We start from the raw sequence: 25,966 nt of genomic DNA, 5'->3' as shown, positions 1-25,966 counted from the left end.
CCTAGTTTTTAAGTATAAAAAAGGCTGAATTTATTGGAAATTCAGCCTTTCTTGTTTGAGAATCGCTATTATATTTTATTATTTAATCGCTTATAGCTCTTCGACACCCATCATATCAACTGGTGTATCTGCAACGATTTGCATGCCTTTCTTACCTATTTTAGCCGTTTCACTACGCTGTTCTTGTAGATAATCAAGATAAGCCTCATCGATTTGACCAGTGATATAGCAACCATTAAATACTGCACAATCAAAGCCTTCAACCTTACTGTGCTTGGTATCTTTTACCGCATCAATTAGGTCGTCTAAATCTTGGAAAATCAAACGATCAGCGCCGATAATATCACGCACTTCTTCCACTGTATGACCTGAGGCAATCAACTCACTGCGTACTGGCATATCAATACCATAAACATTGGGATATTTAACCGGTGGCGCAGCACTGGCAAAGAATACCTTGCTTGCGCCTGCATCACGTGCCATTTGAATGATTTCATGGCAGGTAGTACCACGGACGATAGAATCATCAACCAACAAGACATTTTTGCCTTTAAACTCTAATGGTACTGGGCTAAGCTTTTGGCGAACCGACTTTTTACGCTGCTGCTGACCTGGCATGATAAAGGTACGACCGATATAACGGTTTTTCATAAACCCTTCACGGTACTTAATATTCATCTTAAGCGCCAGCTCCATCGCGGAGGTACGTGAGGTATCTGGAATAGGAATCACTACGTCAATATCGTGATCTTCGCCCCACTCTCTAAGGATTTTATCTGCTAATTTTTCGCCCATACGCAAACGTGATTTATAGACCGAAATATTATCCATAATCGAATCTGGACGTGCAAAATAAACGTATTCAAAGATACAGGGTGTATATTCTTTTGGCTCGACACATTGATAAGTATGCAATTGATGGTTTAAGTCAATAAAGATAGCTTCACCTGGTTTGACATCACGGATAATGCTAAAACCTGAACCGGTCAGTGCTACTGACTCAGAAGCCACCATATACTCTGTGCCGCCATTCGCCGCCAAACGCTCACCAAAAATTAGCGGACGAATACCATTAGGATCACGAAACGCCAATAAACCATGACCAGTAATCAGCGCCACCACGCCATAAGCGCCTTCACAGCGGCTATAAACTGCTTTTGTTGCTTCAAAAATATCATCGGCGGTCGGATGGGTTTTACCTAAATTCTGCATTTCGTGCGCTAAGACGTTTAATAGTACCTCAGAGTCTGAATCGGTATTTAAGTGGCGACGGTCATCTTGATAAAGCGATTTTGCCAAGCTTTCAGCATTAGTCAAATTACCATTGTGCGCAAGCGTAATACCATAAGGCGAGTTGACATAGAATGGTTGTGCTTCAGCACTACTTGAGCTACCAGCGGTAGGATAGCGGACGTGACCGATACCGAATTTACCTACCAAACGTTGCATATGACGATTCATAAAGACATCACGTACCATGCCGTTTTCTTTACGTAAGTATAAGCGTCCATCCTGTAAAGTCACAATACCTGCCGCATCTTGCCCGCGATGCTGCAACATGGTTAAAGCATCATAAAGAATTTGATTGACCGGCTCATGAGCTGCGACCCCAACGACTCCACACATAGTTGTATCCTATTTTGAATTTGAACCACACATTGAAAACATAATAACGGCATGATTTCTGACAAGGTGTTTTAAAGTTTCACCTATCACTCACCGCTAAGTTGATGATATTTGCTAAGATTGAAATCTTATTAATAATAGATAAAGCTGATTATCAGTAAGACAAACTATTGATGTTTGATAATTGATGGATTGTACCTTACGAATGTTAAAGGCGATTAAATAGCTTTTTATTCACAGCTTACGACTGATTGACTTGATCCCAAGCCAAACCAAACATATCTGAGACCAGTTCTTTACCCATCGGTGCGTAAGGCAGTAATTCAGGCGCGAGCACCGAGGTTTGCCATTGCGGCATCTGTACCAATAATGGCGCGCTGATACTAAGAATGACCAACACCATGAGCACATTTTTGGCAGCACCGAGCACACCGCCTGCCATTTTATCTACCACACCCAACCTCAAGGTTTTAAGCACCCCGGAGAATACAAACGCTACTAAATGCATAATGGCCAATATGGCAATCACAATAACTAAGAATGCCATTGCCATCTGTAATACAGGGTTTTGTACCAAACCTGATAGCTGCGGTGCCACTGAACCTGCCAATCTGGTCGCAGCAATGAGCGCGATAAACCAGCCGACCAAACCTACCGCTGTCTTAATCAATCCGACTTGGAAGCCACGCCACAAGCCAATTAAAACGACAACGACAATCACAATGTCTAAACCACTCATGTTTATCGCCTCATTAGCTTATGTCTGTTATATTGGGTGTCTAATTGAAATTTGCAGCATGCTCAACGAAGCTTTTTTCAATAAATCATGTATTACATTAAACCATGCATGACTTAATGAATAAGTGGCAATGAATAGGTGGTTTGGTTATTTAACCTTGCACTTAACTTTCCATGGCGTCGTAATAACCACCGATGGATTGAATGCAAGACTGTACCAATCCAGGGCCTCGATAAATAAGCCCCGTATAAAGCTGCACCATATCGGCGCCGGCTTCAATCTTTTTAACCGCTTTGGCACCGCTATCGATACCGCCCACACCAATCAACGCCACTTTACCATCCAGTTGATCGGCGAATTGTTGTAAAATTTGGGTGCTAATGTGGCTGACTGGGCGACCCGATAGGCCACCCGCTTGCTCACCATCTGGCAAGTCTTCAACGCCGACTCGGCTCAACGTGGTATTGGTCGCAATCAAACCATCAATCTCAAAATCTAATAGTTGCTGCGAGATATAGTCTACTTGTAGTGGCTCTAAATCAGGAGCAACTTTAAGCACCAAGGGTACATAAAAACCATATTCTGTTGCCAGCTGATTATGACGGTTTTTAATGGCATCCAACAGCTGGGTTAACGCTTCGCCACTTTGCAGGTCACGTAAATTCTTAGTATTCGGCGAGGAGATATTGACTGTGATATATGAGGCATGTGGATAAACACGCTCTAGGCAATAAACATAATCGTCAGCCGCTTGTTCGACCGGCGTGTTGGCATTTTTGCCAATATTAATACCGATATTACCTTTATATTTACAGCGCTTCACATTTTCAATCAGGTAATCGACACCTTCATTATTAAAGCCCATACGATTGATAATGGCATCTGCTTGTTTGATTCTAAACAGTCGCGGCTTATCATTACCTATTTGCGGTTTCGGAGTGACCGTACCCACTTCTATAAAACCAAAGCCCAACTCAGCGAGTGCATCAATATAATCGCCGTTTTTGTCTAATCCTGCGGCGAGGCCAACTGGATTGGCAAACTGCAAACCCATACAGTCTGTTGGCTGCATTGACTGACCATATACCAAGCCTAGAACACGTGCTTTATGAGCTTTATCTAATAAAGATAACGTCATCTCATGAGCGTGTTCAGGATCCATCTTAAATAAAAAAGGGCGAAGTAAGGCATAAGACATAGTAATGACAGACCCTGCTTGAAAAGCAATAATGAATGAAAAAAGCGAATGAGGTCAAGCGCAGCGATTATATCAGCTTAACAGAAATAAGACTAAAGTTTCATGAGGCAAATTCTATATAAAAGCATTAACAAATAATCATCAACGCTCGCTTAATTGGGGTTAGCAATAATTATCTATACTTCTATATTTCATGTTCTAGGGTACAGGTCGTCCATCCGTCAGAGCAATCCAACCCCTTACAATCCGGTAAAGATGCCAAATAAAGGTAAAGCCCATAATTGCCAAACCGAAACCGGCTAACAATACCGAGCCGATGGCTATATTGCCGCTATCTGCTAACATGCTAACGCCAAAGCCACCTAAGGCAAACGTTATAATGACAACACCAATAATAAACCAAAAAATACTGTACCAAAAAGTCTTAATCTGCCAATCAAAATGAGTGGCTAACCAGGAACCATCAGCATCCTGACGCTTGGCATAATTCATAAAAATAGGCACAATCCATAATAGACCTGCCGTAAAATAACTGAGTACATATAACAAGTAGGTGATGTGATTATAAGTGATTAAAGATCGGCGCTTATTATTATTCATATTGCCACTCATATTGTCGTTCGTATTGTGATTTAGATTGTTATTTATATTATCGCTCGTCATATCGTATTGTCCTTGCCCTGTAATCCCATGATCGGATGAGACACCAAAAGGCGCATAACTATCTGACACAACTGGTTCAGATTTTTTCACCGGTTGACTCAAACGCGCTTCAGTTTGGCGATTAGGAGAGTCATTCATAATAAACATCCATCACTGGCAGTGGCTAATAACTATTTAATTGTGTCAGATAAACGTTTTTTCAATGAGTGTGCTTTAAAAGCATACATATTACGGATTAATTTTAAATGGATTTAATCCTAATATGCCCATGCTAAACGCTAAGAGGTGACTGTCGCCTGTACTTGAATCGCTTTAGTGATCAAATCTTGCTGCATGGACAGCTGGGTAAATTGCCAACCTTGCTGTTCAAGTTTACCAAGTGCAGTGCTCACCACCGCTTGGCTTGCATGATTAAAACTCAGTTGCACCGCATCACCATTTGCAATCACCTGAGCATCTACAATACCTGAGTTATTTAGCAGTGTGCTGACACTGCTGGCAGGTGGCAGCGCAGCAGTGCCGTCAGCGGGATTGGCAGCATTTAGTGCATTACTATCGATATTAGCTGCTTGCGCACGCAACCAAAAATAATCCGCAACCTGCTCGTGATACTCGCTTTTGCTATTATTTGCTGCATAATGAACACTATAGCCGCCATAACCGCCAACAAATAACAGTAAAAAAGCAGACAGTAATATCAAAGCCAACTGATCGCGGGAAGACAATATCTGCCAGCGTGCAGATAACATATTTTGATAGGTAGTCATTCGCGCTGATAACACACTTGTCTGAGGCATAGAAATGTTACGTTTTGCGCGGCGCTGTAATATTTTCATTATTAACCTTTATTGCCAATAGTTAAATAGCTCGTATATAAATTATTAAAGAACAGACCCGCTGATTCTAATCGCGTATAAGATGAGTACCGTACTAAGACGTCGCCTCATTATTCGCCGCGCTATTATTTTCTATAACATTAACGGTCACTTGACCACTAAACTGACCTTGCTCATTACTATTAACCTGCTCTAATTTGGCAGTGAGCCCTTGTGACGTTAACGTATTGGTAAACTGATCAAGACTGCCACGATCAGGCGCAATCAGCGTAAAACTGAGTGCCGTTGGCTGCATCACTAATGCCTGCGCCCTTAATGAGGATTGCTTAATTAAAGGTGATATTCGCGCCAATACTGCTATGTGTGACGCTGGGGCTTGGCTATCGCTACGCAATTTTGGTTGTAATTGTACTTGCAGCTTTGTACGCGCACTGAGTGGCTCATTTGGAAACCAAGACTGATACTGCGCGGCAATCTCAGTCTTGGTCGCCTCTGTCGCCTCATTATATTGATACCACTGTACCGCATCAGTCGCCATCTGCAACACTAATGCCGATAGCGCTACCATCATCGCCACACGAAGATACGGCGATAATTGCGAATCCGTTGATTTAATAAAAAAGTTCAGCGCATGACGCTCAGGGTTATCAAGAGGCTTAGGAATAATAGGCAGTATAGTTAATAACAGTTGATGGTCAGCAATCAGTGCTGCTGTGATAGCGGTAAAGCTGGCCGTTGCTACAGGCTTTGTTAAATCAATACCATTACCAGACTCTAAACCATCAGCCACACTCTCATTAGAAGCGTGACTGGAACCATAAGACATCTCATCAATGGCTGGTAATACCAAAACCTCGCTCAAATGCGGGAAACGCTCAAAGATTAGAGGCAGGTAACTGACCGCCATGCCTTGATACAGCGATTGCCGCAATAGCATCGTCTGCTCATCTTGGTACAAGGTTATTTGCTGCCCTGCCCCTTCTTCTGGCGTTGGCAATAATAGAAAATCAGGAAGCAACGCTACGATGGTCATGCCAGCAAGCTTTGCGCTTTGCTGCCATAACTCGATATCACTTTGTGCCAATGCATATAGATAATGGCTGTCGGTATGACTCATCTGCCGAATTACCAATTGCTCAACTGGGGTCAAAGAGGTCTCTTCAAACAAATACTGCTTACCAATACTGCCCAATTGTTTGAGCTGAGCCGTATTCAGTTCAGTATCCACTTGTAAAACATGGCTTGAGGGAAAATAAAGACAAACAGCTTTTTGGCTACTTGCCTTATAGCTACTATAGATATCATATAACTGTTGCCAACCGTCGACCAATTGCCAGTGTTGACTGTCTTTATGCCAGACCGCTAATGGACTGTGCTGCGCTCTTAACCAAACGTGTAACACCAAATGTGTCCTTAATTATCTAAGCGGTAGCTTATTAAAGTTATAATTCATCAAAGCCGTTATTTATCGAAACTGTTATTTATTGAAGCTTTAATCTACAAAAAACTAATCTAGTTAGAAATATAGATAGTTTTCATGAATATTAATAGCAGCTGCGTTAATATAAACGCAGCTGCTAACACCACAGCTACTACCATCTAGTTGTTAATTATTAGTTACCAAAACAGCATATATTAATAAGGCTGATCCGGTACAAAACGATCAATCTCGCGTGCCATACCAGCCATCACAAAGTCCATTTCGAATACGCGCGCTTCTCCTAAAGAAAACGACTCGGGATAATCATTGGTCAGCAGCCCAGCAATGTTAGCAACGATAGACATGTGGCAGACTATGACAATACACTCTGCTTCGATATTGGCAATGTCTGCCAAAGCAGCACGTGCATCGTCAGAAGGGGTGATGTTCTTCTGTATTGTCGATGGCACATTAGGCATACGTGCCTGCAATGCTTTGAGTGTCTGCTGTGCCCTCTCATAAGGGCTTACGATAAAGTAATCAGGGTTATAATGAGTGGCAATATATTCTGCCGTCTGTACCGCTTGCTGCTGTCCAAAATCGGTCAACTGGCGCGCACTATCTGGACGCGTTTCATCCTCTGCTTGACCGTGACGTATTAATATAACTTTCATAACCTTCCTTGGCAAATAACTGTCGAAGCTTGAAACATGGTCGTGGTGTTTGTTTTGATATTTATCGCGTTACTTGTTGTCAACGTCACTATCCTCATTGTCATCCTCAGCTCTGTTGGTTGAGGTTTGCATATGCGCAGTGAGCGCAGCATTGCTATGGTCATGAGCCATGACAAACTCGACATCACTACGGAAACCCGCTTCCATCAAATGCAAAGCAACTCCTAGCGCCGCTTTATCTTCGTAAATGACCGCATGCAGTGCATGGGTAATGGGCATATATATGCCTTCCTTGGTAGCTTTTTCATGCACCTGCTGAATAGTATTAACCCCTTCAGCAGTTTGTCCCAGTTTTTTGACGGCGGCATCAATGTTCATACCACGACCGAGCATGTTACCGATACGATAGTTGCGACTCAATTCTGAGCTACAAGTAGCATATAAATCCCCAACACCCGATAGCCCTAAAAAAGTAAGCGGATTGGCGCCTGCATGGACACCAAAGCGACTCATCTCTGCCAAGCCACGGGTTAATATCATCGCTTTGGTATTTTCACCCACTTCATAAGCGGCTGCCATACCCATCGCAATGGCATAAATATTTTTTAGTGCCCCGCCAAGCTCAACACCGCGGATATCGTCACTGGCAAACACTCTAAAGAAGGCGCTGTGCAGTGCTGCTTGTACAGCATGGCGTAGTGGCTCAGATTCGCTGGCGATGACCGTGGCAGACGGCATATTTTTCATGATTTCTATGGCCAGATTTGGGCCTGACATCACACCAAAATTCACTTCAGGTAACTCATCTTTGATAATATCGCTCATCAAAGCAAAGGTATCTTTTTCCATACCTTTGGTCAAAGAAACAATAGATTGCCCACTAATAAAGGGAGCAATGCTTTTCAGCGTTTCACGAAAAGCTAAGCCCGGTACAGCAATAAAAATAATATCAGTATCTTTTACTGCCGCTTGTAGATCGTGGCTGTATTTGAGGCGATCATCAAGCTTATAGCCCGGCAAGTATTTTTTATTCATCTGCGACTTCGCCATCGCTTTAACGGTGCGCTTATTACGTACCCAAAGCGTGGTATCACAACCATTGCGTGCTGCTAAATTTGCCATCGCGGTGCCAAAGCTGCCACCACCTAAAAAAGCCAAACGCAGCTTGGTCGGATTGTTATGAATCTCTGCCATATTTTTTGCTACGGCAGATTCCACCGCACTAGGATTTAACTTCTTACGTCCAATGCCTGATTTGGTGGCGCGCTCAATGATGCCGGACAACAGACTATTCTGTTTCTCAATCATTTTTTTATCATCTTGGTTACTATCTATATCTGTATTTTTATCATTAGCGCTTGTCATATTTTTTTATCCAGATTGACTGACTTTATTATGAATAGAATTTATGCTGAGTATACAGTGAGACTAACATTATGTATGAACAATTATTTATAAAAATTAGCTGTATTTATTAAACAGTCAACTTAATTGAAAAAGCGTCTCAATCAAGTCAGTGTTATTATTACCCAGCTTTTGCCAAGGCAATGCTACTCCGATAAATGTATTACTCAAAGTGTACGAGTGGCTCAATATCAATCGGCTTACGTGTTGGCATATCACAAGGACTACTACCAGTATAAACAAAAGCCGTGACATAATCATCTGGACCGACGTTGAAATAATCTTTAACGGCTGGCTCGTTACACAGCAGACCTGTACGCCAAACGGTACTAAAGCCTTGTGCTTTTAGCGCTAAAATGAGGTTTTGAACCGCTGCACCCGCACTGAGCATTTGCTCAAAAGGCGGTACTTTTTTATGCGCTTGCATATGCGTGACGACAGTAATAATAACTGGCGCGCGTAACGGCATGTTATAGGTTTTCTGTCTTGCTTTCTCAGACAGCGTTTCTCCCTCTTGCGCTTCGGCTGCTGCCAAAAAAGCACGACCCAGCTCATGACGTGCATTACCCTGCGTGATAATAAAACGCCAAGGTTGCAACTTTTTATGATCCGGGGCGGTGACGGCACAGTCGATAGCCACTTTAATCTGGTTTTCTGTCGGCGCAGGGATAGTAAGATTACCGATGCTACGTCTCGATTTAATCCAATTAATCAGTTGTTCATCCGTCACTTGTGAGTTTGTCACTATTGGACTTTCGGTATTGTCTTTCTGGTTATCTTCTTGATCCTTTTTATCTTTTGAGGTACTCATGGCTCATCCTTATTTATTACTATATATGGTTGTTATTTTTGGCAGTTATTTGTGGGGTTGTTATTATAATTTTATAGAATAGGGATGGAAAAAAGCCAGCCTATAATAGCTGGCTTTATATAGTAGCTTAAATTACTCGTTTAAATCGTAGCTAACTTTAAATAAAAACTATGCTGCATCCTCATCTTCTGTACGATGCTCCATTTTCAGATAGTCTTCTGACTGCATCTCAAGCAAGCGCGAACGCGTACGCTCAATCTCAAACGCCAGCTTCTCGCCTTGATACAACTCAAGAATTGGCTGCTGCGCTCTAACTAGTAACTTAACGCGACGATCATAAAACTCATCAACCAAATAAATGAAACGGCGTGTTGGGTCACGTAGGTCATCATTTAGAGCTGGTACGGCATTGACCAATACGGTATTGAATTCCTTAGCGATGGCGATAAAATCAGACGCCGAACGTGGCTCCATACATAAATGACGGAAATCACAGAATAGAATATCTTCGGTTCGAGCATTGATTCTAATTTCGCGACCGTTAATGATGATGGGCTCGTTACTGATTTTCTGATTATTAGATAAGCTGGCAAAACGGTTGGCTAACCAATGGTGATTGGCTTTGGTCATGGGCGATTCATACAGCTCGGCTTGCTGCAACACACGCAAGCGATAATCAATACCAGAATCAATATTCATCACCATGGTGTGGCGTTCAACTTCGGCGATAGCAGGCATAAAGCGATCACGATGCAAACCATCTTTATACAGTCCTGACGGCTCAATGTTCGAAGTCGCCACCAAAGTGATACCTCGATTGAATAACATAGTGAACAAATCACCTAAAATCATGGCATCAGAAACGTTGGAGACAAAAAACTCATCAAAACAAATAATCACGGCTTCTGCATAAATGATATCAGCAACCTTCTCTAACGGATCGCTCTCACCTTGTATTTTATTTAATTCTTGATGTACACGCTGCATAAAATGGTGAAAATGTTGGCGCATTTTGCGCTCAATGGTTAATGAGTCATAAAACATGTCCATCATCCATGTTTTACCACGTCCCACCCCGCCCCACATATACAAACCTTTGGGTGCAGCAGGCTTTGACTTTAGAAAACTAAAAAAGCCTTTTTTTTGTAACGCGCTATCATTGAGCTGATGGTAAAGCTCATCTAAATAGCTCATCGCCTGATATTGCTGCTCATCTCGAGTAAACTCATCAGTGCTAATAGCTTGCTCATAACGTTGTAGGGGAGATAAACTCATAATACGACTCATCATTAGACAACATAAATACTAGAATAAAGTGTTGATACCGACAATCGCTACTAACTTATGATTTTTACACTGAGATAGTAGCAACTGATATATCAGAATGGCTCATCACAACCATTCTTTAGGTTAACACAGCTCAAGGTCGTACAAATAACCAATTAAATTATTAAAACATTTCAATACTGAGTGGCGCAAAACTAGTTTGAGTGACTAAAACTTATCAAGCGTTTGTTATACCATACTATGTATCGCCATTATAAGTATGCTGCTCTAGTAGCTTTTTCAGCTCAGACAAGCGCCCATGAAAAAAGTGACCGGCGCCATCGACGACACTGACAGCTATCCCTAATTTTTCAGCAAATGCTTGCATGTTGTCAGGGTCAATGACTTCATCAGCATTGCCATAAATCTCAAAGGTATTGTCAGCTGGCAAACTGATATCACTACTGTCATTTTTTTCAACAGAGGGCGCGATAAGGGCAATTTTTGATATCTCAAAATCGCTCAATCCCCATATATGCGGTGATACCATGACTTGCTCGGCCACGCGCGCGATCACATAACCACCAAATGAAAAACCACCAAGCCATAATTTGCGTGCATGGGTTTGCTCTGCGATCCATTGTAACACGGTCATTGCATCCACCACTTCACCTTCAGCATAATCATGCTCGCCAGTTGACTGCCCCACACCGCGAAAATTAAAGCGTACCACATGCATACCGTTGTCACGAGCGAAGCGATACATGGTGGTGACGACTTTATTGTTCATCGTACCGTCGAACAACGGATTGGGATGACAAAGCAGCGCCACCGTATCCGTATTGGGGTTATTAGGATTGTCTTGTTGCCATAACGCGTCGACTTCGAGCACGCCAGCAGGAGCGGGAATCAATTGCATAGAATACTTACTAATTAAAAATGAATAGCTCAATTATCCTAGATATGGTTTATATTTCAAGTGATTTGCTGTGTATTGCTCATGTATATCGCCTTTTTTGATTTTAATGGTACGACACAATAACCAAAACATACGAGTCAGACATAATCAGTGGCTTTTTGGCAAACTCAGCGCCGCTTTACTCATGCCAATTTTAGTATGCAATATAAGCGCAATACCAAACACAATAACCGTCTAGACACTCAACATATGAATAGGTTAGATTTATCCTGACCTTTAAACCTATTACTTGTTTCATGAAACCCGTATTTGCATCATTTATATTTAATGCGTTTATCTTTTAGGTTCAGTTTTTGATATCGATTTTTAAATTTAAGTCTTTAATTTTTTGTGCTCAATTTTTTATGCTTAATTTACTGGAATGAGGAATAACTTATGAATACTTTTAATAAAACCGCCACTTTAGCGGCAACTTTAGTCGCCGCACTCGCTTTGAGCGCCTGTCAAACCACGCCTTCATCACCAGTTATCCAGCGTGCAAACTCTCTTTATGAGACGACTGGTATCGCCCAAACCAAAGTAAAGGCTCAGCAAAACGCACTTGATAGCGCGAAGGCTACTTGCCGAGGTAAGCAGGTTATTATCGTTGATGATACGGTGAAATATAATGGCATATTAAATGAAAATACAGGTCGTATGATTGGTCAAGCTGGTGCAGTTCTCGGTACAATTCTTGGTACTGGCTCGCCAAACTTATCACGTGATGACGATTATGAATATATGATTAGTTTCCGTTGCCAATAAGCGATAACGTTAAACTGCCTTTATCTCATCAATAAGTAATATATAAAGGTAACCTAGAGCCAATAAGCTGCGATAAAGACCATATATTAATCGCAGCTTGTTGGCTTTGCTTTTTGTACAGAGGCTTTTGGGGTAAACTACCCTGTCTCATATTTTATCCTCTTACCTCGCCTAGCCGATTTCTAAGCTTTCATTACCTTTGGTCTACTATTATGCGCAAACCCAATCTTTCAAATACTAAACAAGCGAGCACTGAAAAATCAAAGGTATTAGCGCCTGCCAAAGATTTAGCGACCTTAGAAGCGGAGCTGGCTGAGCAAGAAAACAGTCTGGAAGTCAATTTAGAAGATACGGTGCTGCGGCTTAGCGATTACTTATCAGCGGTTGATATGGTTATCAAACAAACCTTTAATCACCGTGTATGGGTCAAAGCTGAGATTCGCAACTTATCTAGCAAAGGTGGGCATTATTACTTTGAATTGGCAGAAAAAGATGATGACGGTAAAGTCATCGCCAGCTGCCGTGGCAATCTTTGGCGCTTTAAAGCGGCGCGCGTTTTAGCAAAGTTTGAACGTGCAACTGGTATGCCCCTTGACCGTGATTTAACGGTTCTATTAAAAGTATCAGCAGGCTTCCATGCGCAATATGGCTTCTCGCTCACGATTGAAGATATTGATCCTAGCTACACATTAGGCGATTTGGCGCGCCAATATGCAGAGATGGTTGACCGCTTGACTGGTGAGGGTCTATTACATCTCAATCAACAGCTGCCGACTCCGTTTGATATCGAACATGTCTTAGTCATTGCCCCTGAAAAAGCAGCAGGATTAGGCGATTTCCAAGCGGATGCCGATAGACTCGCTAGCACTGGGGCTTGTCATTTTCATTATCATCACGCGACCTTTCAAGGCAATCATGCGCCAAGCGAGATTCGCCAAGCTATTGTCAGCGCCCAGCAGCAATTTCAAGATACTTATCAGCATCTACCCGACTTATTGGTTATTATTCGTGGTGGCGGCGCAGTAGGTGATTTGGCTTACCTCAATGATTATGAGCTTGCCGCCTTAGTCGCTGAGCAGCCTATACCAGTTTGGGTTGGGATTGGTCACGAGCGTGACAAAGTCATATTAGATGAAGTCGCGCACAGCAGCTTTGATACCCCGTCAAAAGTCATTGCGGCGATCAGTAGCCATTTAGCACAGCTAGTCACTCAGACGCTACAGTATCAAGCACAAATCAAGCAAGCTGCTCAGCGCCAATTGAATATTGCTGAGCAACAAACGGCACGTCAATTAAGCCAAATACAATCACAAACGATTGGTCAATTAACGGCATTACAAAAAGACAGTGACTATGCGTGGCGTAGTATTCAGCAAAGTGCAAATCGCCAAGTGAAGCAAGCAGCCAGACAAACAGGCGAGCTACGCGCACAAATACAAGCCTCTGCTTATCAGCAATTATCAATCGCCTCTACTTATAGTAAAAACCATCAAAAAACGATTATGCAAAGTACTCAGCAGCAGTTAATACAAGCACGGCGCGATAGTGAACATCTACGTGATATGGTACTCTTGCATCGACCATCTCGCGTGCTTAAACAGGGCTATAGCATGCTCACTGATGAGAAAGACCAACGCATACTGACCAGTAGCGTACAGCTTTATCCTGAACAGACTATTCATATTGTCTTAAAAGACGGTAAGGCAAAAGCACAGATTATTGACATTAAGATTGATAAGAAGCCCACAGAATCCACAGAATCCACAGAATCTTCAACCTAACACCATAATAATACTCCACGATTATTACTTACTTACTTACTTTTACTTTCACTTTGAACATTAGGAAACCTTATGACCACCCCTACTCGCAAACGCAAAAAAGCCGCCCCAAAAACCTTTAAGGCGGCTTACGATATTCTAAAAAACAATGCGGCTGAATTGCAGCAACAAGATGAGCCTGATATTGATAATTTAATGACAACGGTTGAAGAGTCGATTGCCGCTTATCGCGTTTGCGAGACTCGCATCAATGCCGTACAACAAGCATTAGATGCGGCCTTTGCCGAAGAAGATAAAGCTGAGAAAAGCGATAGCTAAGCCAACTTTTTTTACTCTGGCTCATCCATCTCAAATACTTGGCGCAAATAGGCAAGATACGTATCATTATTGATCATGGTCTTGCCTGGGCTATCAGACAGCTTCGCGACCGGCTGCCCATTACATTCAACCAATTTTAGGACGATATTTAATGGTGTTATACCCATATCATTGGTGAGATTGGTGCCAATACCAAAGCTGGTTTTGATCCGATCTTTAAAGTATTGATGTAAATCCCACGCCTTATTAAGATCTAAACCATCACTAAAGGTTAAAATCTTAGTTCTAGGATCTATTTTTAGCTTGTTATAATGGGCAATTGCTTTATCGCCCCAGATATATGGGTCGCCACTATCATGACGCAGACCATCAAAAAGCTTGGCAAAATACAAATCAAAATCACGTAAGAATGCATCCATCCCAACGACATCGGTCAGCGCAATACCCAAATCGCCGCGATATTCATGCACCCAAGCTTCAAGAGCGGCTTTTTGTGAGTCACGCAAACGCACATCCAATGCCTGAAATGCCTGCATAAATTCATGCGCCATAGTACCTATTGGCGTTATCCCGAGCTTTTTTGCTAAATAAACGTTAGAAGTACCACTAACTATTTTTGGTTCAGCATTGTGTAATGTCTCAACCACATGAGCTTGCCAATGTTTATTGAAACGCCTACGAGTACCGAAATCAGCGACAATAAATGGCGGTATATCATGACTATTTTTCGCTTGTGCCGCAGCATAACTGTGCAATAATGCGACTTTTTTATCTAACCGACGCTGCCCTTCTTCAATCACACTAGTATCTGATAAAGCATTAAAATATAGCTCATTGACAATGGCTAGTACGAATACTTCAAAGAACATCGCCTGAATCATTGGGCCTTCGATATCGATAAACAAGCGACCTTTATCATCGGTGCTGACAGTAATAAAACGCCGTTTAAGTTTAAATAACTCTAAGTAGTCAACGAAGTCTGAGCGCATAAAGCGTAAACCACGCAAATACTCTAATTCATCTTCTAAAAACCGCAATTCGCATAAACTGCCTAGTTGTTTTTCTAGTTGCTCTTTAATATCAGCCAATGGATAAACGGTGTCTTCATTGTTACGACAGCGAAAACGGTAGACACCATGGGTCTGTGGAAACTGATGCAGCATGGCTTGTAGCATCGTAAATTTGTACAAATCGTTATCAAGTAACGAGGTGATAATAGGTTCAAAAGTTGTAGTTGTAGAAGTATGGGTAACGGTCATGTTACAGCCTTAAAAGCAAAGATGAAAAATCGCTAAACGAAGCAAGCGACAAAATAGGTGCACGTAGTTATAGTAACTGGTGCACGTAGTTATAGTAACTATATAAAAGTTACTGAAAGATTAATCATAAGCGTTTGAGTATAACGAAATTTAAGTTGTTTTTCATAATTCGCAAACTATAACAGCAAAAATACTACGATAACAAACCTGTTCATCATTTTTTTATCGTATGTCATATTAAAGTATGAGCCATAAAAAAGACGCTAAGCATTGCTTAACGTCTTTTTTGCAAGATTAAGTACCAACATTAATTATTAAGGCTTCGCTGGTTTAACCAATTTGACCAATGGTGCATAGCCTGATTGCGGCATCACATCGACTGGGATAAACTGCAATGCGCCACCATTGATACAATAACGCAGGCCGCCACGGTCTTTTGGACCATCAGGGAATACATGACCCAGATGCGAATCAGCTACCCGTGAACGAATCTCAGTACGCACCATGTTAAATGCCATATCGTCATGCTGAGTAATCACTTGCATATCAATCGGCTTAGTAAAACTTGGCCAACCGCAACCAGATTGGTACTTATCAGTCGATAAGAATAATGGCTCACCGCTCACCACATCGACATACACACCAGGTGCAAATAATTCATCATATTCATGACTAAACGCTCGCTCAGTTCCGGCATCTTGGGTGATATTGTACTGGGCTTTGGTCAGTGTATTTTTCAGCGCCCCTTTGTCAAACCCAGCATAACGCTTAGGATCTAACGTCTCAGCAACGCTGTTTACAGGTGCAAGCTTAGTACGTGCTGTGCCTTCAGGCTTATCATCAGCAAGGCTTAAATCAACATGACAATAGCCATTTGGATTTTTCGCCAGATAATCTTGATGATACATCTCAGCCAAGTAGAAGTTGTCTAGTACTTCGTTTTCAACGACTACCTTTTGCTTATATTGACTTTGCACACGCTTAAGTGCGGCATCAATAACGGCTTTATCTACTTTATCGGTATAATAAACGCCTGAACGATACTGTACACCGCGATCATTACCCTGCTTATTTAAGCTGGTTGGATCAACCACGCGGAAGTAGTATTTTAAAATAGTATCAAGATCGGTTTTATCGGCATCATAAGTGACTTTGACTGCTTCGACATGTCCTGAACCACGGATCACTTGCTCGTAGCTTGGGTTGGCACTATCGCCATTCGCATAGCCTGACACGGCATCTACGACACCATCCACCCGCTCCATATAGGCTTCAACGCCCCAAAAACAGCCACCAGCCAAGTAGATTGAGCGGGTATTAATCGCTTTACCTTTGTCGTTATAATAAACGCCATCTTTTTGTTTGATGGTCTCAATCTTACTGTTGTTATCCAATGCTTGCGCGTTAGCAGGTTTAGCACTGCCGGCTTTTAACTCAGCAAAATCATTACCGGCATTTTCAGCGAGAGCATAGGCTTGCTCTGCCGACATATTACCTTTGACTAAATGCACCAAATTACCGTTTTTATCGAGTATCGCCCAGCTTGGATAAACCTGTACGCCAAGTTTGTTAATCAATTCGCCTGAGGCATCGGATAATACTGGCAATTTTGGATAATCGGCTTGCACGCCAGCATACCAAGTACTGAATTCGCCATCAGCTTTTTCATTCAAATGACCGGGGCTTACAACAGTAACAACATTCAAATCGGCAAATTTAGGGTCAGTGCGCCATTGTTCTGTTTCTGCCAGCGTCCCTAAGCATAGCGGACACCAGCTTGCCCAAAACTTAACCAAGGTTGGTTTATTAGGGTCAATCACTGCTGCCCCATTCTTACCCAAACCTTTGGTCAGCTGTGGCAATGCTTGCATCTGCTTAAGCATATCAGATGGCAACATATCACGTGAGCTAGTCACGCCGCTGTTTTGACTACCTACTTTGGCACTACTACTCGCATTATTCTCCGCACTGCTCATTTGTCCACAAGCGACTAATATTCCTGCACTCAATACCGTTGTCACGCCAAAAGCGCTGACGTTTTTTAACCAACGCGATGATGAGCGTTGTGAATTTGTCGCTAAATCATTAGCATTGCTGCGATCATTATTGCGAATTTTTTTATGTGGCATGATATGTCCTTTTTACGAAGTCTTACGGCCATGATCTAGAGATTATAAGGTCGCTCATGGTCTTCTTACGTTATTGATTAGAATGAGTGGGACGAGATTTTTGGAGAAAATAAACGTGCTGTAGAGCTACTCGCTACTTTTAAGTAAAGATAGGTAAAAAAATATGATGGTTGCACAAGAAATTTTGCAATCTGCTCATGTTATTAAAATAAAACTATGTGCTAAAACAAACCTGTCTGATAAAAAATTATCTACATTAGATTATCTTAATAGTATACATCGATAATGGAGTTTACTTTAATAGTTAAGTGGCGATTGCTACACTTTTTTAACAACGTAGTAAGAGTAGTGATATAGAGGAGGTATGCTTAATGCAATGGTTAGCATCCATATGTCATATATATAGAGATAAGGCTGAAGAAATAAAAAGATATTATCAAGACAATCAATGAATTACCAAAAGTATTCATTAGATGACTTAATATAAATTAAGATTAAACTATCTTATTAATTAATTTTTAGCACGCATGAATTGTTTGACGTAGTCATCGGCAGGATGGTGGCGCAAATCACTTGACGTCCCCGTTTGTACCAAGCGCCCACCATTTAAAATACTGATACGCTGACCTACTTTAACGGCCTCATCAATATCATGAGTAATAAAGACAATCGTTTTATTCAGACGCTCTTGTAACTCTAGCAATTGATCTTGCAATTGGGCACGAATAAGTGGATCGAGCGCAGAGAACGCTTCATCCATGAGTAATATTGGATTGTCTGTCGCCAGAGCACGAGCCAGCCCGACGCGCTGCTGCATACCACCTGACAGCTCGTCAGGATAGCTTTGCTCCAAGTTTGAAAGCCCAACTTCATTAAGCCAGTGCCGAGCAACCTCATGGCGCGCGCTCACGCTCATTTTGCGTACACGTAAACCATAAGCAACGTTCTGTATGACTGTCATATGTGGTACTAAGCCAAAGTGTTGAAATACCATACTGACCGTTTGCTGGCGATACTGCTGCAAGCCTTTATCATTGAGCTCTAAAATATTTATAGCAGATGAAGAATTTACAGTTTCTACTGCATCAGTAGAGGGTTTGGCGTTAATAGCCGTATCGACCCATATTTTTCCACTGGTTGGATCAATCAAGCGATTGATATGACGTATCAATGTCGATTTGCCAGAACCTGATAGCCCCATTATGCAATGTAACTCGCCCGCCTTAATGTTCAGATTGATATCATAAAGCCCGACCGAATAACCGGTTTGTTCCTTTACCGCAATACTATCCATACCCTCAGCTAGCAAGGCCAATGCAGACTGTGCTTGCGCGTTACTGGCATTATAGATTTTACTAATATTCTCGAGCTGGATATGATTCATGATGACTCTCGTTATTTTTATTGTTCTATTGACATAGCTTTTATTATCACTAAGGCTATTTAGGTCTCTGACTTCTATCATTAAGCAAACTACTATCCAATTGGATGTTTGCCTGCGTCAATGGTTTTTTGCCGCGCGCGCTTACCTTGCCCAAATGCTTGAGTAATACGATCGATGATAATCGCTACGATAACGATAGCGGTACCTGCCTGTAATCCCTGACCAATATTGAGCGTTTGAATAGATTGTAATACATCTTCACCAAGCCCAGGCGCACCAATCATAGAGGCAAGCACCACCATCGCAAGCGACATCATTACAGCTTGATTAATACCTGCCATGATACTGGGTAGCGCTTGCGGCAATTTAATCCAAATAAGCAGTTGCAAATGTGTACTGCCAAATGAGCGCCCTGCTTCGACCATTTCATGATTGACTTGCGTAATACCCAAAGTCGTCAGACGAATCAATGGTGGCAGTGCATAAATAACCGTCGCAAATAACGCAGGCACTTTACCAATACCAAACAGCATCAGCACCGGTATTAGATACACAAAACTTGGCATAGTCTGCATCACATCTAGTATAGGAGTGATGATCTTACGTAGCAGCTTACTGCTCGACATAGCAATACCAATTGGAATACCAATCACCACCGTGACCAACACCGAAACGATCAGCAGCGCCAACGTGTCAATCAGCGCGCCCCATAATCCAAATGCCCCAATTAAAAATAAGCCTGCACCGCACGCCAGTGCAAACCAAATCTTACGTACGCCAAACCACGCTAAGACAGTCACTAACGCAATAATCAGCCATGGAGGAATAATGGTTAATAATCGCTCGATAGGGATGAGTAAATACGTTAGCCCTATCGTACTAATGGCACGGAACACGTCACCGTAATTTTGTACGACGCTTGCTAGTGCCTTATTAAGTGGCGTCTCAAGTGACCATGAGGGGAAGAACTTTGATGATGAATCTAATGAATTCGTACTAGATGCTGCTGTATCAGTAGCGATAACAGCGCCTGTTAGACTAACACCTAACTTAGCCGCAAGATTCGTCGCCGCTTCATCGGATACCCATTCTTGCCACACATTCGGGTTTTCACGCAAAAATACCAATGCCTGCTCCTCCCCGCTACGCTTACTTTCACTCATCTCCAAGATAGCGCCATTGAGCTCATCAGAGGTAAACTGTACTTTTTTGAAAACATCCGCCAGCTCCGGATTGGCAGCGATAAACGGGGTAGATACAGCGATACCTAGAGGTGATACAGGGAATCCAGAAACACAAGCAGAAGTGCCATCAGCAAGTAGCAAGTCTTGCCAGCACTCATCTTTATAAGCTGCAAATTCTAGCACCGCAAAATCATATTTTGCCATCAAACCAGTAGGCTGCCAGTAATAAAACAATAACGGTTTGTGCTGCTCAAAAGCGGAGGCAATCTCCGCATCGAGAGCAGCACCCGTACCTGGATGCGCATTATTAAACACACTGTCCAAACCGGTATTTTTGAGAAGGCGAGTATTAAAAATCTCACATGTCCAACCAGATGGACAATTCATAAAGCGTGACTTACCAGGGTTTTCAGGGTCTTTAAAAAGCTCAGCGTATTTAGGCAGGTCTTGATAGCTGCGCAATCCAGGGTTTTCATCCAGCACATACTTAGGAACGTACCAACCTTGAGTCGCCCCGCCTTTGAGCGTATCACCGATGACAGCTACCTTGTTCTGTGCGATAGCTTGCTCCATGATTGGAGAACGTCCAACCCACTGTTCACTGATAATTTGGATATCATTTTGTGACAATGCCGTTTCAAGCGCCGGACCTGCACCGGGCACTTCTGTTACTTGACAGCCGTAACCACTCTCAGTGATATATTTGAGTACAGCCGTGGTGAACTGTCCACTCTCCCACGTTAGCGCTCCAAACTTAATCGGCGTGTCACAAGTTGGCAAGGCGGCTGACACTGGTGAAGACAGTAATAGCGAGCTTATGAGCAATAAGCTAAATGCAATCCATTGGCGCACGGCATGTCCTATTTATCATTTTTATTGTGATTAGAATGACTATCCTTTAGCTTAATAAAACTGATTTTTAACCAAGCGTTTATTGCTAGACATCCATTTAAAAGTAACGGCACTATCGTTTAGACTCACTACAAAGTGTAGCGATTTATAAGACTGATAACAAATGTTTATTTGTCAATCATTAAGACTACTCTCTACATTTTAATAGGCATAAAAGATATGGTTGTTAAGCTTTATAAAATTAAAAATTTAATTGTAGATAAAAAAATAGCACCTACCTCAGTAGATGCTATTACTTATAATATCGCTCACCATACCCTACGATTATATTAATGAATGCTTCATATCAATTGATTGTTAACACCAATTTAATCCATTGTTTTTAACGACAGCTATTTCAAAAACAGCGCCATGGCCTTTTTAAATAATCCACCATACGGCGGTAATAAGATATTCAGACCGTTAATTTTGGATTGTATAAAGATTGGCTTCATATGGCTTAAACGCTCAAAGCCCGCTTTCCCGTGGTAAGCCCCTGTACCTGAATCGCCAACACCGCCAAATGGTAAGTCGTGCTGCACCACATGCATAACAACTTCGTTAATACAGAGACCGCCTGATACTGTGTTGGTACGAACCTTGTCTATGTCACGGTTATTATCACCGAATACATATAGCGCTAACGGACGTGGACGCTCGTTGATGAAGGCAATGGCGTCATCAAGGGTGTCGTAATGTATTAACGGTAGGATGGGTGCAAAGATTTCATTTTGCATCACGTCACTATCAGGAGCAGGCTCGCTGACAATTACCGGCGGCATTAGACGAGTTTCAACATTAGAGTCAGCAGCAGTAAGCTTATGAACACCCTCACCTGACAAATTGTCTAAATATCCTTTCACCCGTTTAAATTGCTCACCATTGATAATGCGCGAGTAGTCAGGGTTGTCTTCTATATTAGGATAGTGCTTTTCCATCCACTCTCTGGCCAGACGAATAAACTCTTCATGATCTTGACGCTGGATGAGCACATAGTCCGGCGCAATACAAGTCTGACCGGCATTCAGGGTTTTACCCATCATCACACGGTTGACGGCGTTTTCTAAGTTTGCACCCTCTAAAACCACTACGGGAGACTTACCACCCAGCTCAAGCGTGACTGGCGTTAAATTAGGAGCCGCAGCCGCCATGACCTTTTTGCCAACCGCTGTAGAGCCGGTATACAGCAGATGGTCAAAAGGCAATTTACTAAATTCTTCAGCAATCTCAACTTCGCCAATCACCACACAAACCATATCTGGTGAAAAATAACGCGAAATAGTATCTGCAAAGGTTTGCGCAAATTGTGGCGCCGCTTCACTCATTTTAATCATAATGCGGTTGCCAGCAGTAAGCGCATCAATCATTGGTCCTATTGCCAAAAACAATGGGTAGTTCCAAGGCACCATAATACCAACCACGCCCAATGGTTGTGGCAGGATCTCATTGTGTGCAGGCATATAAAGCGCTGAAATCGATACACGCTGCGCTTTCATCCATCTTTTACCGTGTTTTTTAGCATGACTGATACCAGTAAAGCTAGGGAATAACTCGGCAAACTGAGTTTCTGACTCACTACGATAGCCAAAGTCTGCGCTAATAGACTTAGCAAGCAATGCTTGATTATCGCTCAGCATCACTTCTAAATTATCAAGTTGATTTGCACGAGTGGCCCAATCATTAATGGGTTGAGTCCGGCTTAATTTTTTCAAGCGTGAAAATTGCGCCTGCATATCAGCCACTGTTTTGACGGTACTAAGCGAGTCATACTCATTGTAAGTATCGTTCGTATTTTCGGCCTGATTGTTTTGGGCTTGATTGTTCTGATTGTTGTCTGTCATTTATATTCCTTTTCATATGCGTTAGAGTCGGCACGCTATATTAAGTTTAAGACTCTATATTTTTTATTAGACCCTGTGTTTATATAAATATCTTACCTACGCAGTAGTATCTAATAATGAAAGCTGATGAGATTCCATTCAATGCGTTCTATTCAATGGCATTTAATGTAGCGCATTGACCAACAAATGAACAGCACCTTTAATTGACTACTGGGTTTGTATAAGATGCGTGTCCGTTAGCTGATACGTGATTGATATTTCACGGTGTTTCTAGACTAACTAGATGAGTGAAGGCTTAAAGAGTGAGACAATTATTCTTAAAATTTAAATTTGGGCGACAATATTAAAACTGCTACACTCAATATTAGCTAGACACATCCATCTGAACAACAAAACTATAAGACAGCCACTCTCATGCAAAACGCCACCCAACAGCTTAATGATACACTTATCACAAAATCGCTCTCAACCGCCGATTATGTTCCTACCCTCGATGCCATGTTATCGCGTACATTAGCGCGTATTGCCCTCAAAAAAGAGCAAGGGCTGCGTACTCCTGATGAGTTATGGATTGTCGATCACAATGACGTCTATACACTTGGACAAGCAGGTAAAGAAGAGCATATCTTACAGCGTACTAACACGCCTATTATCAAGACAGATCGTGGTGGTCAGGTGACATGGCACGGGCATGGGCAGCTGGTTATTTATTGGTTGTTTGATTTAGACAGTTTGGGCTGGAGTGTACGCAATATGGTCTCGCATGCTGAACAAGCCATCGAAGATGTGGTCAATGACTGTGTAAAAAGCCCATCATCATCTGACCCCATTCATATTAGTGCCCGTGCTCGCCGTGATGCACCCGGTGTTTACTTATATGCTGACATCTCTGAAGAAAACAATAGAGATACAGATGTAGAAGCATCTGCTGCTGACATAGATATCGATAATACAATTATGCTTGGGAAAATTGCTTCGCTCGGCTTCAAAATTAAACATGGTTTTAGCTACCATGGTATCGCCATTAATTTAAATTGTGATTTATCAGCATTTAATGCCATTAATCCGTGCGGTTACGCTGGGATGCAAATGTTACGGCTGGCCGATTTTGTCAATATGGATGAGCAGACGAACCAAGCGCGCAATGACAAATCCGCGACCGATATTTCCACATCGCTCACTTATGAGCAAGTCACTCAAAAACTTATAGACAATATCGCTGAGCGTCATGCAGGACGCATCAAATTGCGAGCACTAGCGCCAAAGTAAAAAGTAAATTGATTGAGTCTCTTTTTGCATAATCCTTTTTTGCATAATATCGTGCGCGCTTAGACTTAAGCATTATGAGAAAATTTGATTCAAACTTGTTATAATCGTCAGCGGCACAAGTTGGGCGCAGCAACAATCCTTGTACGCCAACCTTTATCCTTTTACGACTCAAACATTCATAACAAAAGCAAATTGGAGTATTTTATGGCAGATTTTAATAAAATTTTAGACGCAGGTGACGTCGACGGTGGCATCATTAACGTGGTAATAGAAATTCCAACAGGTAGCAGCCATAAAATTGAGTGGAATCGCGAATTGGCTGTATTTGAGCTTGATCGTATTGATCCACAAATTTTTGCCAAACCTTGCAACTATGGTTTTATCCCGCAAACGCTTGATGAAGATGGCGATGAGTTGGACGCATTAATCATCACTGAATACCCATTAACGACTGGCATTTTCTTAAAAGCTAAAGTTATCGGTGTCATGAAGTTCGTTGATGATGGCGAAGTGGATGACAAAATCGTCGTCGTACCAGCGGATGACCGCAACAATGGCAATGCTTATAACAGCCTAGCTGATTTGCCTGAACAGCTTATCAAACAATTAGAATTCCATTTCAGCCATTATAAAGACCTTAAAAAAGCCGGTACAACGGTTGTCGAATCTTGGGGTGATGTTGCAGAAGCCAAAGAAGTGATTAAAGAGTCTATTCAGCGCTGGAAAGACCTATAAACGATAGCCGTTTTACTTTAAAAGTAAACCAGCCCTGATAGTTTATAAAATGAGGTTTATCATAAGTAAGATAAACTTTATAAAAAATACCGCAGACACGCTGATGACTGCGGTATTTTTTTGCTTGAATTCCGCTCGTATAAAATGGTTATAATAACCCATATCATACCTACCTATTATCACGCTCAAATAAGGACAGTCATGTTTGACTCTGATTCAGGCTCAAAGCCTACCAATGCAAAGTTGCCAAGGACAGTTATTATGATGGTCGAAAAAGGCAATCTGGTAATGGCGATTAAGACTTTAGCCGCCGATGAAAATATCAGTATGGATGCCGCTAAATCTCGGATAGATGCTTACGAGCTAAAGCTGAAGAACGAGCAACAGCAAAAGCTTAATACTATCGCCAATAAACAAGGCATACCGAGTCAAGCCTTTAGCTTTGATAGAGAGCCGGTTGAGGAAGAAACGGAGCGCTTGATTAAGAGTCGGGTCAAGTCTACCCCGCCCGAACAAGGTTTCCAAAGTCTACAAGATGGTGTCGACAGTCAACTCAATGATTTGGGCTATAAAAAGCCACTGTTGCCATATTGGGCAAAACGATTATTAATTATCGCGATCATCATGGCAGGATTGTTTTGGATATTATGGCGTGTGTTTGGCTAGTCTGTTTTAAGTGATTCCATTATAGCAGTCTATTTTAAGTGGTCTATTAATAGGTTTAGAGGACAAAATGACTGGTTCGATTGGGGTATACCCCAAGGGAACCAGTTGACTATGTTGATTCATCGTTAGGCTTGGGCCTAAACAGTCGC

At 42.0% G+C, this 25,966-nt stretch carries 22 protein-coding genes; 6 read left to right on the top strand and 16 right to left on the bottom strand.

All coding sequences use genetic code 11. The annotated features are described in order from the left end of the window. Window positions 1-90 precede the first annotated feature (90 nt). From purF to EPB74_RS00450, 11 genes are all read right to left on the bottom strand, one after another. Window positions 91-1,626, bottom strand: a complete 1,536-nt coding sequence (purF, locus tag EPB74_RS00500) for an amidophosphoribosyltransferase (protein WP_089554299.1) — start codon at window positions 1,624-1,626, stop codon at window positions 91-93. A gap of 241 nt (window positions 1,627-1,867) precedes the next feature. Further along, entirely contained in the window at window positions 1,868-2,365 is a 498-nt protein-coding gene (locus EPB74_RS00495) for a CvpA family protein (RefSeq protein WP_274902196.1), read from the bottom strand. Window positions 2,366-2,528: 163 nt separating this feature from the next. Beyond that, window positions 2,529-3,563 carry a quinone-dependent dihydroorotate dehydrogenase gene (locus EPB74_RS00490; RefSeq protein ID WP_089554297.1) on the bottom strand — a complete coding sequence of 345 codons (1,035 nt, stop codon included), beginning with the start codon at window positions 3,561-3,563 and terminating at the stop codon, window positions 2,529-2,531. A gap of 198 nt (window positions 3,564-3,761) precedes the next feature. Continuing rightward, window positions 3,762-4,364, bottom strand: a complete 603-nt coding sequence (locus EPB74_RS00485) for a DUF4870 family protein (protein ID WP_274902195.1) — start codon at window positions 4,362-4,364, stop codon at window positions 3,762-3,764. A gap of 140 nt (window positions 4,365-4,504) precedes the next feature. After that, window positions 4,505-5,062: a type II secretion system protein GspM gene (gene gspM, locus EPB74_RS00480; protein WP_274902194.1), complete on the bottom strand. Its 558-nt coding sequence runs from the start codon at window positions 5,060-5,062 to the stop codon at window positions 4,505-4,507. A gap of 94 nt (window positions 5,063-5,156) precedes the next feature. Then, a complete protein-coding gene (gene gspL, locus EPB74_RS00475) occupies window positions 5,157-6,464 on the bottom strand; it encodes a type II secretion system protein GspL (RefSeq protein ID WP_274902653.1) in 1,308 nt (435 codons plus the stop codon). 233 nt (window positions 6,465-6,697) lie between these two features. Further along, window positions 6,698-7,156 (bottom strand): SixA phosphatase family protein, encoded by a 459-nt coding sequence (locus EPB74_RS00470; RefSeq protein ID WP_274902193.1) that lies wholly within the window; start codon window positions 7,154-7,156, stop codon window positions 6,698-6,700. A gap of 69 nt (window positions 7,157-7,225) precedes the next feature. After that, on the bottom strand, window positions 7,226-8,521 hold the full coding sequence (locus tag EPB74_RS00465; protein WP_274902192.1) for an NAD(P)H-dependent glycerol-3-phosphate dehydrogenase: 1,296 nt from the start codon (window positions 8,519-8,521) through the stop codon (window positions 7,226-7,228). 202 nt (window positions 8,522-8,723) lie between these two features. Continuing rightward, window positions 8,724-9,371, bottom strand: a complete 648-nt coding sequence (locus tag EPB74_RS00460) for a nitroreductase family protein (RefSeq protein WP_274902191.1) — start codon at window positions 9,369-9,371, stop codon at window positions 8,724-8,726. Window positions 9,372-9,539: 168 nt separating this feature from the next. Then, complete coding sequence (zapE, locus tag EPB74_RS00455; protein ID WP_274902190.1) at window positions 9,540-10,646, bottom strand: cell division protein ZapE; 1,107 nt, start codon at window positions 10,644-10,646, stop codon at window positions 9,540-9,542. A gap of 250 nt (window positions 10,647-10,896) precedes the next feature. Continuing rightward, entirely contained in the window at window positions 10,897-11,556 is a 660-nt protein-coding gene (locus EPB74_RS00450; protein ID WP_274902189.1) for an alpha/beta hydrolase, read from the bottom strand. A gap of 435 nt (window positions 11,557-11,991) precedes the next feature. Here EPB74_RS00450 and EPB74_RS00445 point away from each other — a divergent pair, with 435 nt between their 5' ends. The 3 genes from EPB74_RS00445 to xseB all read left to right on the top strand — a co-directional run bounded on the left by EPB74_RS00445 (window position 11,992) and on the right by xseB (window position 14,459). After that, window positions 11,992-12,360, top strand: coding sequence for a hypothetical protein (locus tag EPB74_RS00445; RefSeq protein WP_079692007.1), 369 nt, complete (start codon window positions 11,992-11,994; stop codon window positions 12,358-12,360). 212 nt (window positions 12,361-12,572) lie between these two features. Further along, window positions 12,573-14,141 (top strand): exodeoxyribonuclease VII large subunit, encoded by a 1,569-nt coding sequence (gene xseA / locus EPB74_RS00440; RefSeq protein WP_274902188.1) that lies wholly within the window; start codon window positions 12,573-12,575, stop codon window positions 14,139-14,141. A gap of 72 nt (window positions 14,142-14,213) precedes the next feature. Then, window positions 14,214-14,459 carry an exodeoxyribonuclease VII small subunit gene (xseB, locus tag EPB74_RS00435; protein ID WP_089554287.1) on the top strand — a complete coding sequence of 82 codons (246 nt, stop codon included), beginning with the start codon at window positions 14,214-14,216 and terminating at the stop codon, window positions 14,457-14,459. A gap of 11 nt (window positions 14,460-14,470) precedes the next feature. Here xseB and pncB read toward each other — a convergent pair whose 3' ends face one another. The 5 genes from pncB to EPB74_RS00410 form a co-directional block, all read right to left on the bottom strand. Next, complete coding sequence (gene pncB, locus EPB74_RS00430; protein WP_274902187.1) at window positions 14,471-15,718, bottom strand: nicotinate phosphoribosyltransferase; 1,248 nt, start codon at window positions 15,716-15,718, stop codon at window positions 14,471-14,473. Window positions 15,719-16,032: 314 nt separating this feature from the next. Beyond that, complete coding sequence (gene msrAB / locus EPB74_RS00425) at window positions 16,033-17,847, bottom strand: bifunctional peptide-methionine (S)-S-oxide reductase MsrA/peptide-methionine (R)-S-oxide reductase MsrB (protein WP_274902186.1); 1,815 nt, start codon at window positions 17,845-17,847, stop codon at window positions 16,033-16,035. 511 nt (window positions 17,848-18,358) lie between these two features. Then, window positions 18,359-19,231: an ATP-binding cassette domain-containing protein gene (locus EPB74_RS00420; RefSeq protein WP_274902185.1), complete on the bottom strand. Its 873-nt coding sequence runs from the start codon at window positions 19,229-19,231 to the stop codon at window positions 18,359-18,361. 92 nt (window positions 19,232-19,323) lie between these two features. After that, on the bottom strand, window positions 19,324-21,267 hold the full coding sequence (locus EPB74_RS00415; protein WP_274902184.1) for a glycine betaine ABC transporter substrate-binding protein: 1,944 nt from the start codon (window positions 21,265-21,267) through the stop codon (window positions 19,324-19,326). Between the two features lie 392 nt (window positions 21,268-21,659). Then, window positions 21,660-23,147 (bottom strand): coniferyl aldehyde dehydrogenase, encoded by a 1,488-nt coding sequence (locus tag EPB74_RS00410; protein ID WP_274902183.1) that lies wholly within the window; start codon window positions 23,145-23,147, stop codon window positions 21,660-21,662. Window positions 23,148-23,561: 414 nt separating this feature from the next. On the opposite strand from EPB74_RS00410, the gene EPB74_RS00405 reads away from it, so the two are divergent. The 3 genes from EPB74_RS00405 (at window position 23,562) to EPB74_RS00395 (ending at window position 25,817) form a co-directional block, all read left to right on the top strand. After that, entirely contained in the window at window positions 23,562-24,416 is an 855-nt protein-coding gene (locus tag EPB74_RS00405; RefSeq protein ID WP_274902182.1) for a lipoyl protein ligase domain-containing protein, read from the top strand. Window positions 24,417-24,620: 204 nt separating this feature from the next. Beyond that, window positions 24,621-25,151: an inorganic diphosphatase gene (locus tag EPB74_RS00400; RefSeq protein ID WP_089555257.1), complete on the top strand. Its 531-nt coding sequence runs from the start codon at window positions 24,621-24,623 to the stop codon at window positions 25,149-25,151. A gap of 201 nt (window positions 25,152-25,352) precedes the next feature. Then, window positions 25,353-25,817: a hypothetical protein gene (locus tag EPB74_RS00395; RefSeq protein ID WP_079692016.1), complete on the top strand. Its 465-nt coding sequence runs from the start codon at window positions 25,353-25,355 to the stop codon at window positions 25,815-25,817. Window positions 25,818-25,966: the final 149 nt, after the last annotated feature.

The sequence above is a fragment of the Psychrobacter sp. DAB_AL62B genome, from assembly GCF_028895345.1.
Classification (GTDB): domain Bacteria; phylum Pseudomonadota; class Gammaproteobacteria; order Pseudomonadales; family Moraxellaceae; genus Psychrobacter.
Note: the sequence above shows the minus strand (reverse complement) of the source record. Positions and strands in the feature narration are given on the sequence as shown.

What these genes read in the sequence shown, in the direction of transcription:
- EPB74_RS00445 (WP_079692007.1), top strand. Translation starts at nt 11,992, where the DNA reads ATGAATACTTTTAATAAAACCGCCACTTTAGCGGCAACTTTAGTCGCC.
- xseB (WP_089554287.1), top strand. Translation starts at nt 14,214, where the DNA reads ATGACCACCCCTACTCGCAAACGCAAAAAAGCCGCCCCAAAAACCTTT.
- EPB74_RS00465 (WP_274902192.1), bottom strand. Translation starts at nt 8,521, where the DNA reads ATGACAAGCGCTAATGATAAAAATACAGATATAGATAGTAACCAAGAT.
- EPB74_RS00470 (WP_274902193.1), bottom strand. Translation starts at nt 7,156, where the DNA reads ATGAAAGTTATATTAATACGTCACGGTCAAGCAGAGGATGAAACGCGT.
- EPB74_RS00395 (WP_079692016.1), top strand. Translation starts at nt 25,353, where the DNA reads ATGTTTGACTCTGATTCAGGCTCAAAGCCTACCAATGCAAAGTTGCCA.
- EPB74_RS00400 (WP_089555257.1), top strand. Translation starts at nt 24,621, where the DNA reads ATGGCAGATTTTAATAAAATTTTAGACGCAGGTGACGTCGACGGTGGC.
- EPB74_RS00485 (WP_274902195.1), bottom strand. Translation starts at nt 4,364, where the DNA reads ATGAATGACTCTCCTAATCGCCAAACTGAAGCGCGTTTGAGTCAACCG.
- xseA (WP_274902188.1), top strand. Translation starts at nt 12,573, where the DNA reads ATGCGCAAACCCAATCTTTCAAATACTAAACAAGCGAGCACTGAAAAA.
- EPB74_RS00450 (WP_274902189.1), bottom strand. Translation starts at nt 11,556, where the DNA reads ATGCAATTGATTCCCGCTCCTGCTGGCGTGCTCGAAGTCGACGCGTTA.
- gspM (WP_274902194.1), bottom strand. Translation starts at nt 5,062, where the DNA reads ATGAAAATATTACAGCGCCGCGCAAAACGTAACATTTCTATGCCTCAG.
- pncB (WP_274902187.1), bottom strand. Translation starts at nt 15,718, where the DNA reads ATGACCGTTACCCATACTTCTACAACTACAACTTTTGAACCTATTATC.
- EPB74_RS00460 (WP_274902191.1), bottom strand. Translation starts at nt 9,371, where the DNA reads ATGAGTACCTCAAAAGATAAAAAGGATCAAGAAGATAACCAGAAAGAC.
- EPB74_RS00495 (WP_274902196.1), bottom strand. Translation starts at nt 2,365, where the DNA reads ATGAGTGGTTTAGACATTGTGATTGTCGTTGTCGTTTTAATTGGCTTG.
- EPB74_RS00490 (WP_089554297.1), bottom strand. Translation starts at nt 3,563, where the DNA reads ATGTCTTATGCCTTACTTCGCCCTTTTTTATTTAAGATGGATCCTGAA.
- EPB74_RS00420 (WP_274902185.1), bottom strand. Translation starts at nt 19,231, where the DNA reads ATGAATCATATCCAGCTCGAGAATATTAGTAAAATCTATAATGCCAGT.
- msrAB (WP_274902186.1), bottom strand. Translation starts at nt 17,847, where the DNA reads ATGCCACATAAAAAAATTCGCAATAATGATCGCAGCAATGCTAATGAT.
- EPB74_RS00405 (WP_274902182.1), top strand. Translation starts at nt 23,562, where the DNA reads ATGCAAAACGCCACCCAACAGCTTAATGATACACTTATCACAAAATCG.
- zapE (WP_274902190.1), bottom strand. Translation starts at nt 10,646, where the DNA reads ATGAGTTTATCTCCCCTACAACGTTATGAGCAAGCTATTAGCACTGAT.
- purF (WP_089554299.1), bottom strand. Translation starts at nt 1,626, where the DNA reads ATGTGTGGAGTCGTTGGGGTCGCAGCTCATGAGCCGGTCAATCAAATT.
- EPB74_RS00410 (WP_274902183.1), bottom strand. Translation starts at nt 23,147, where the DNA reads ATGACAGACAACAATCAGAACAATCAAGCCCAAAACAATCAGGCCGAA.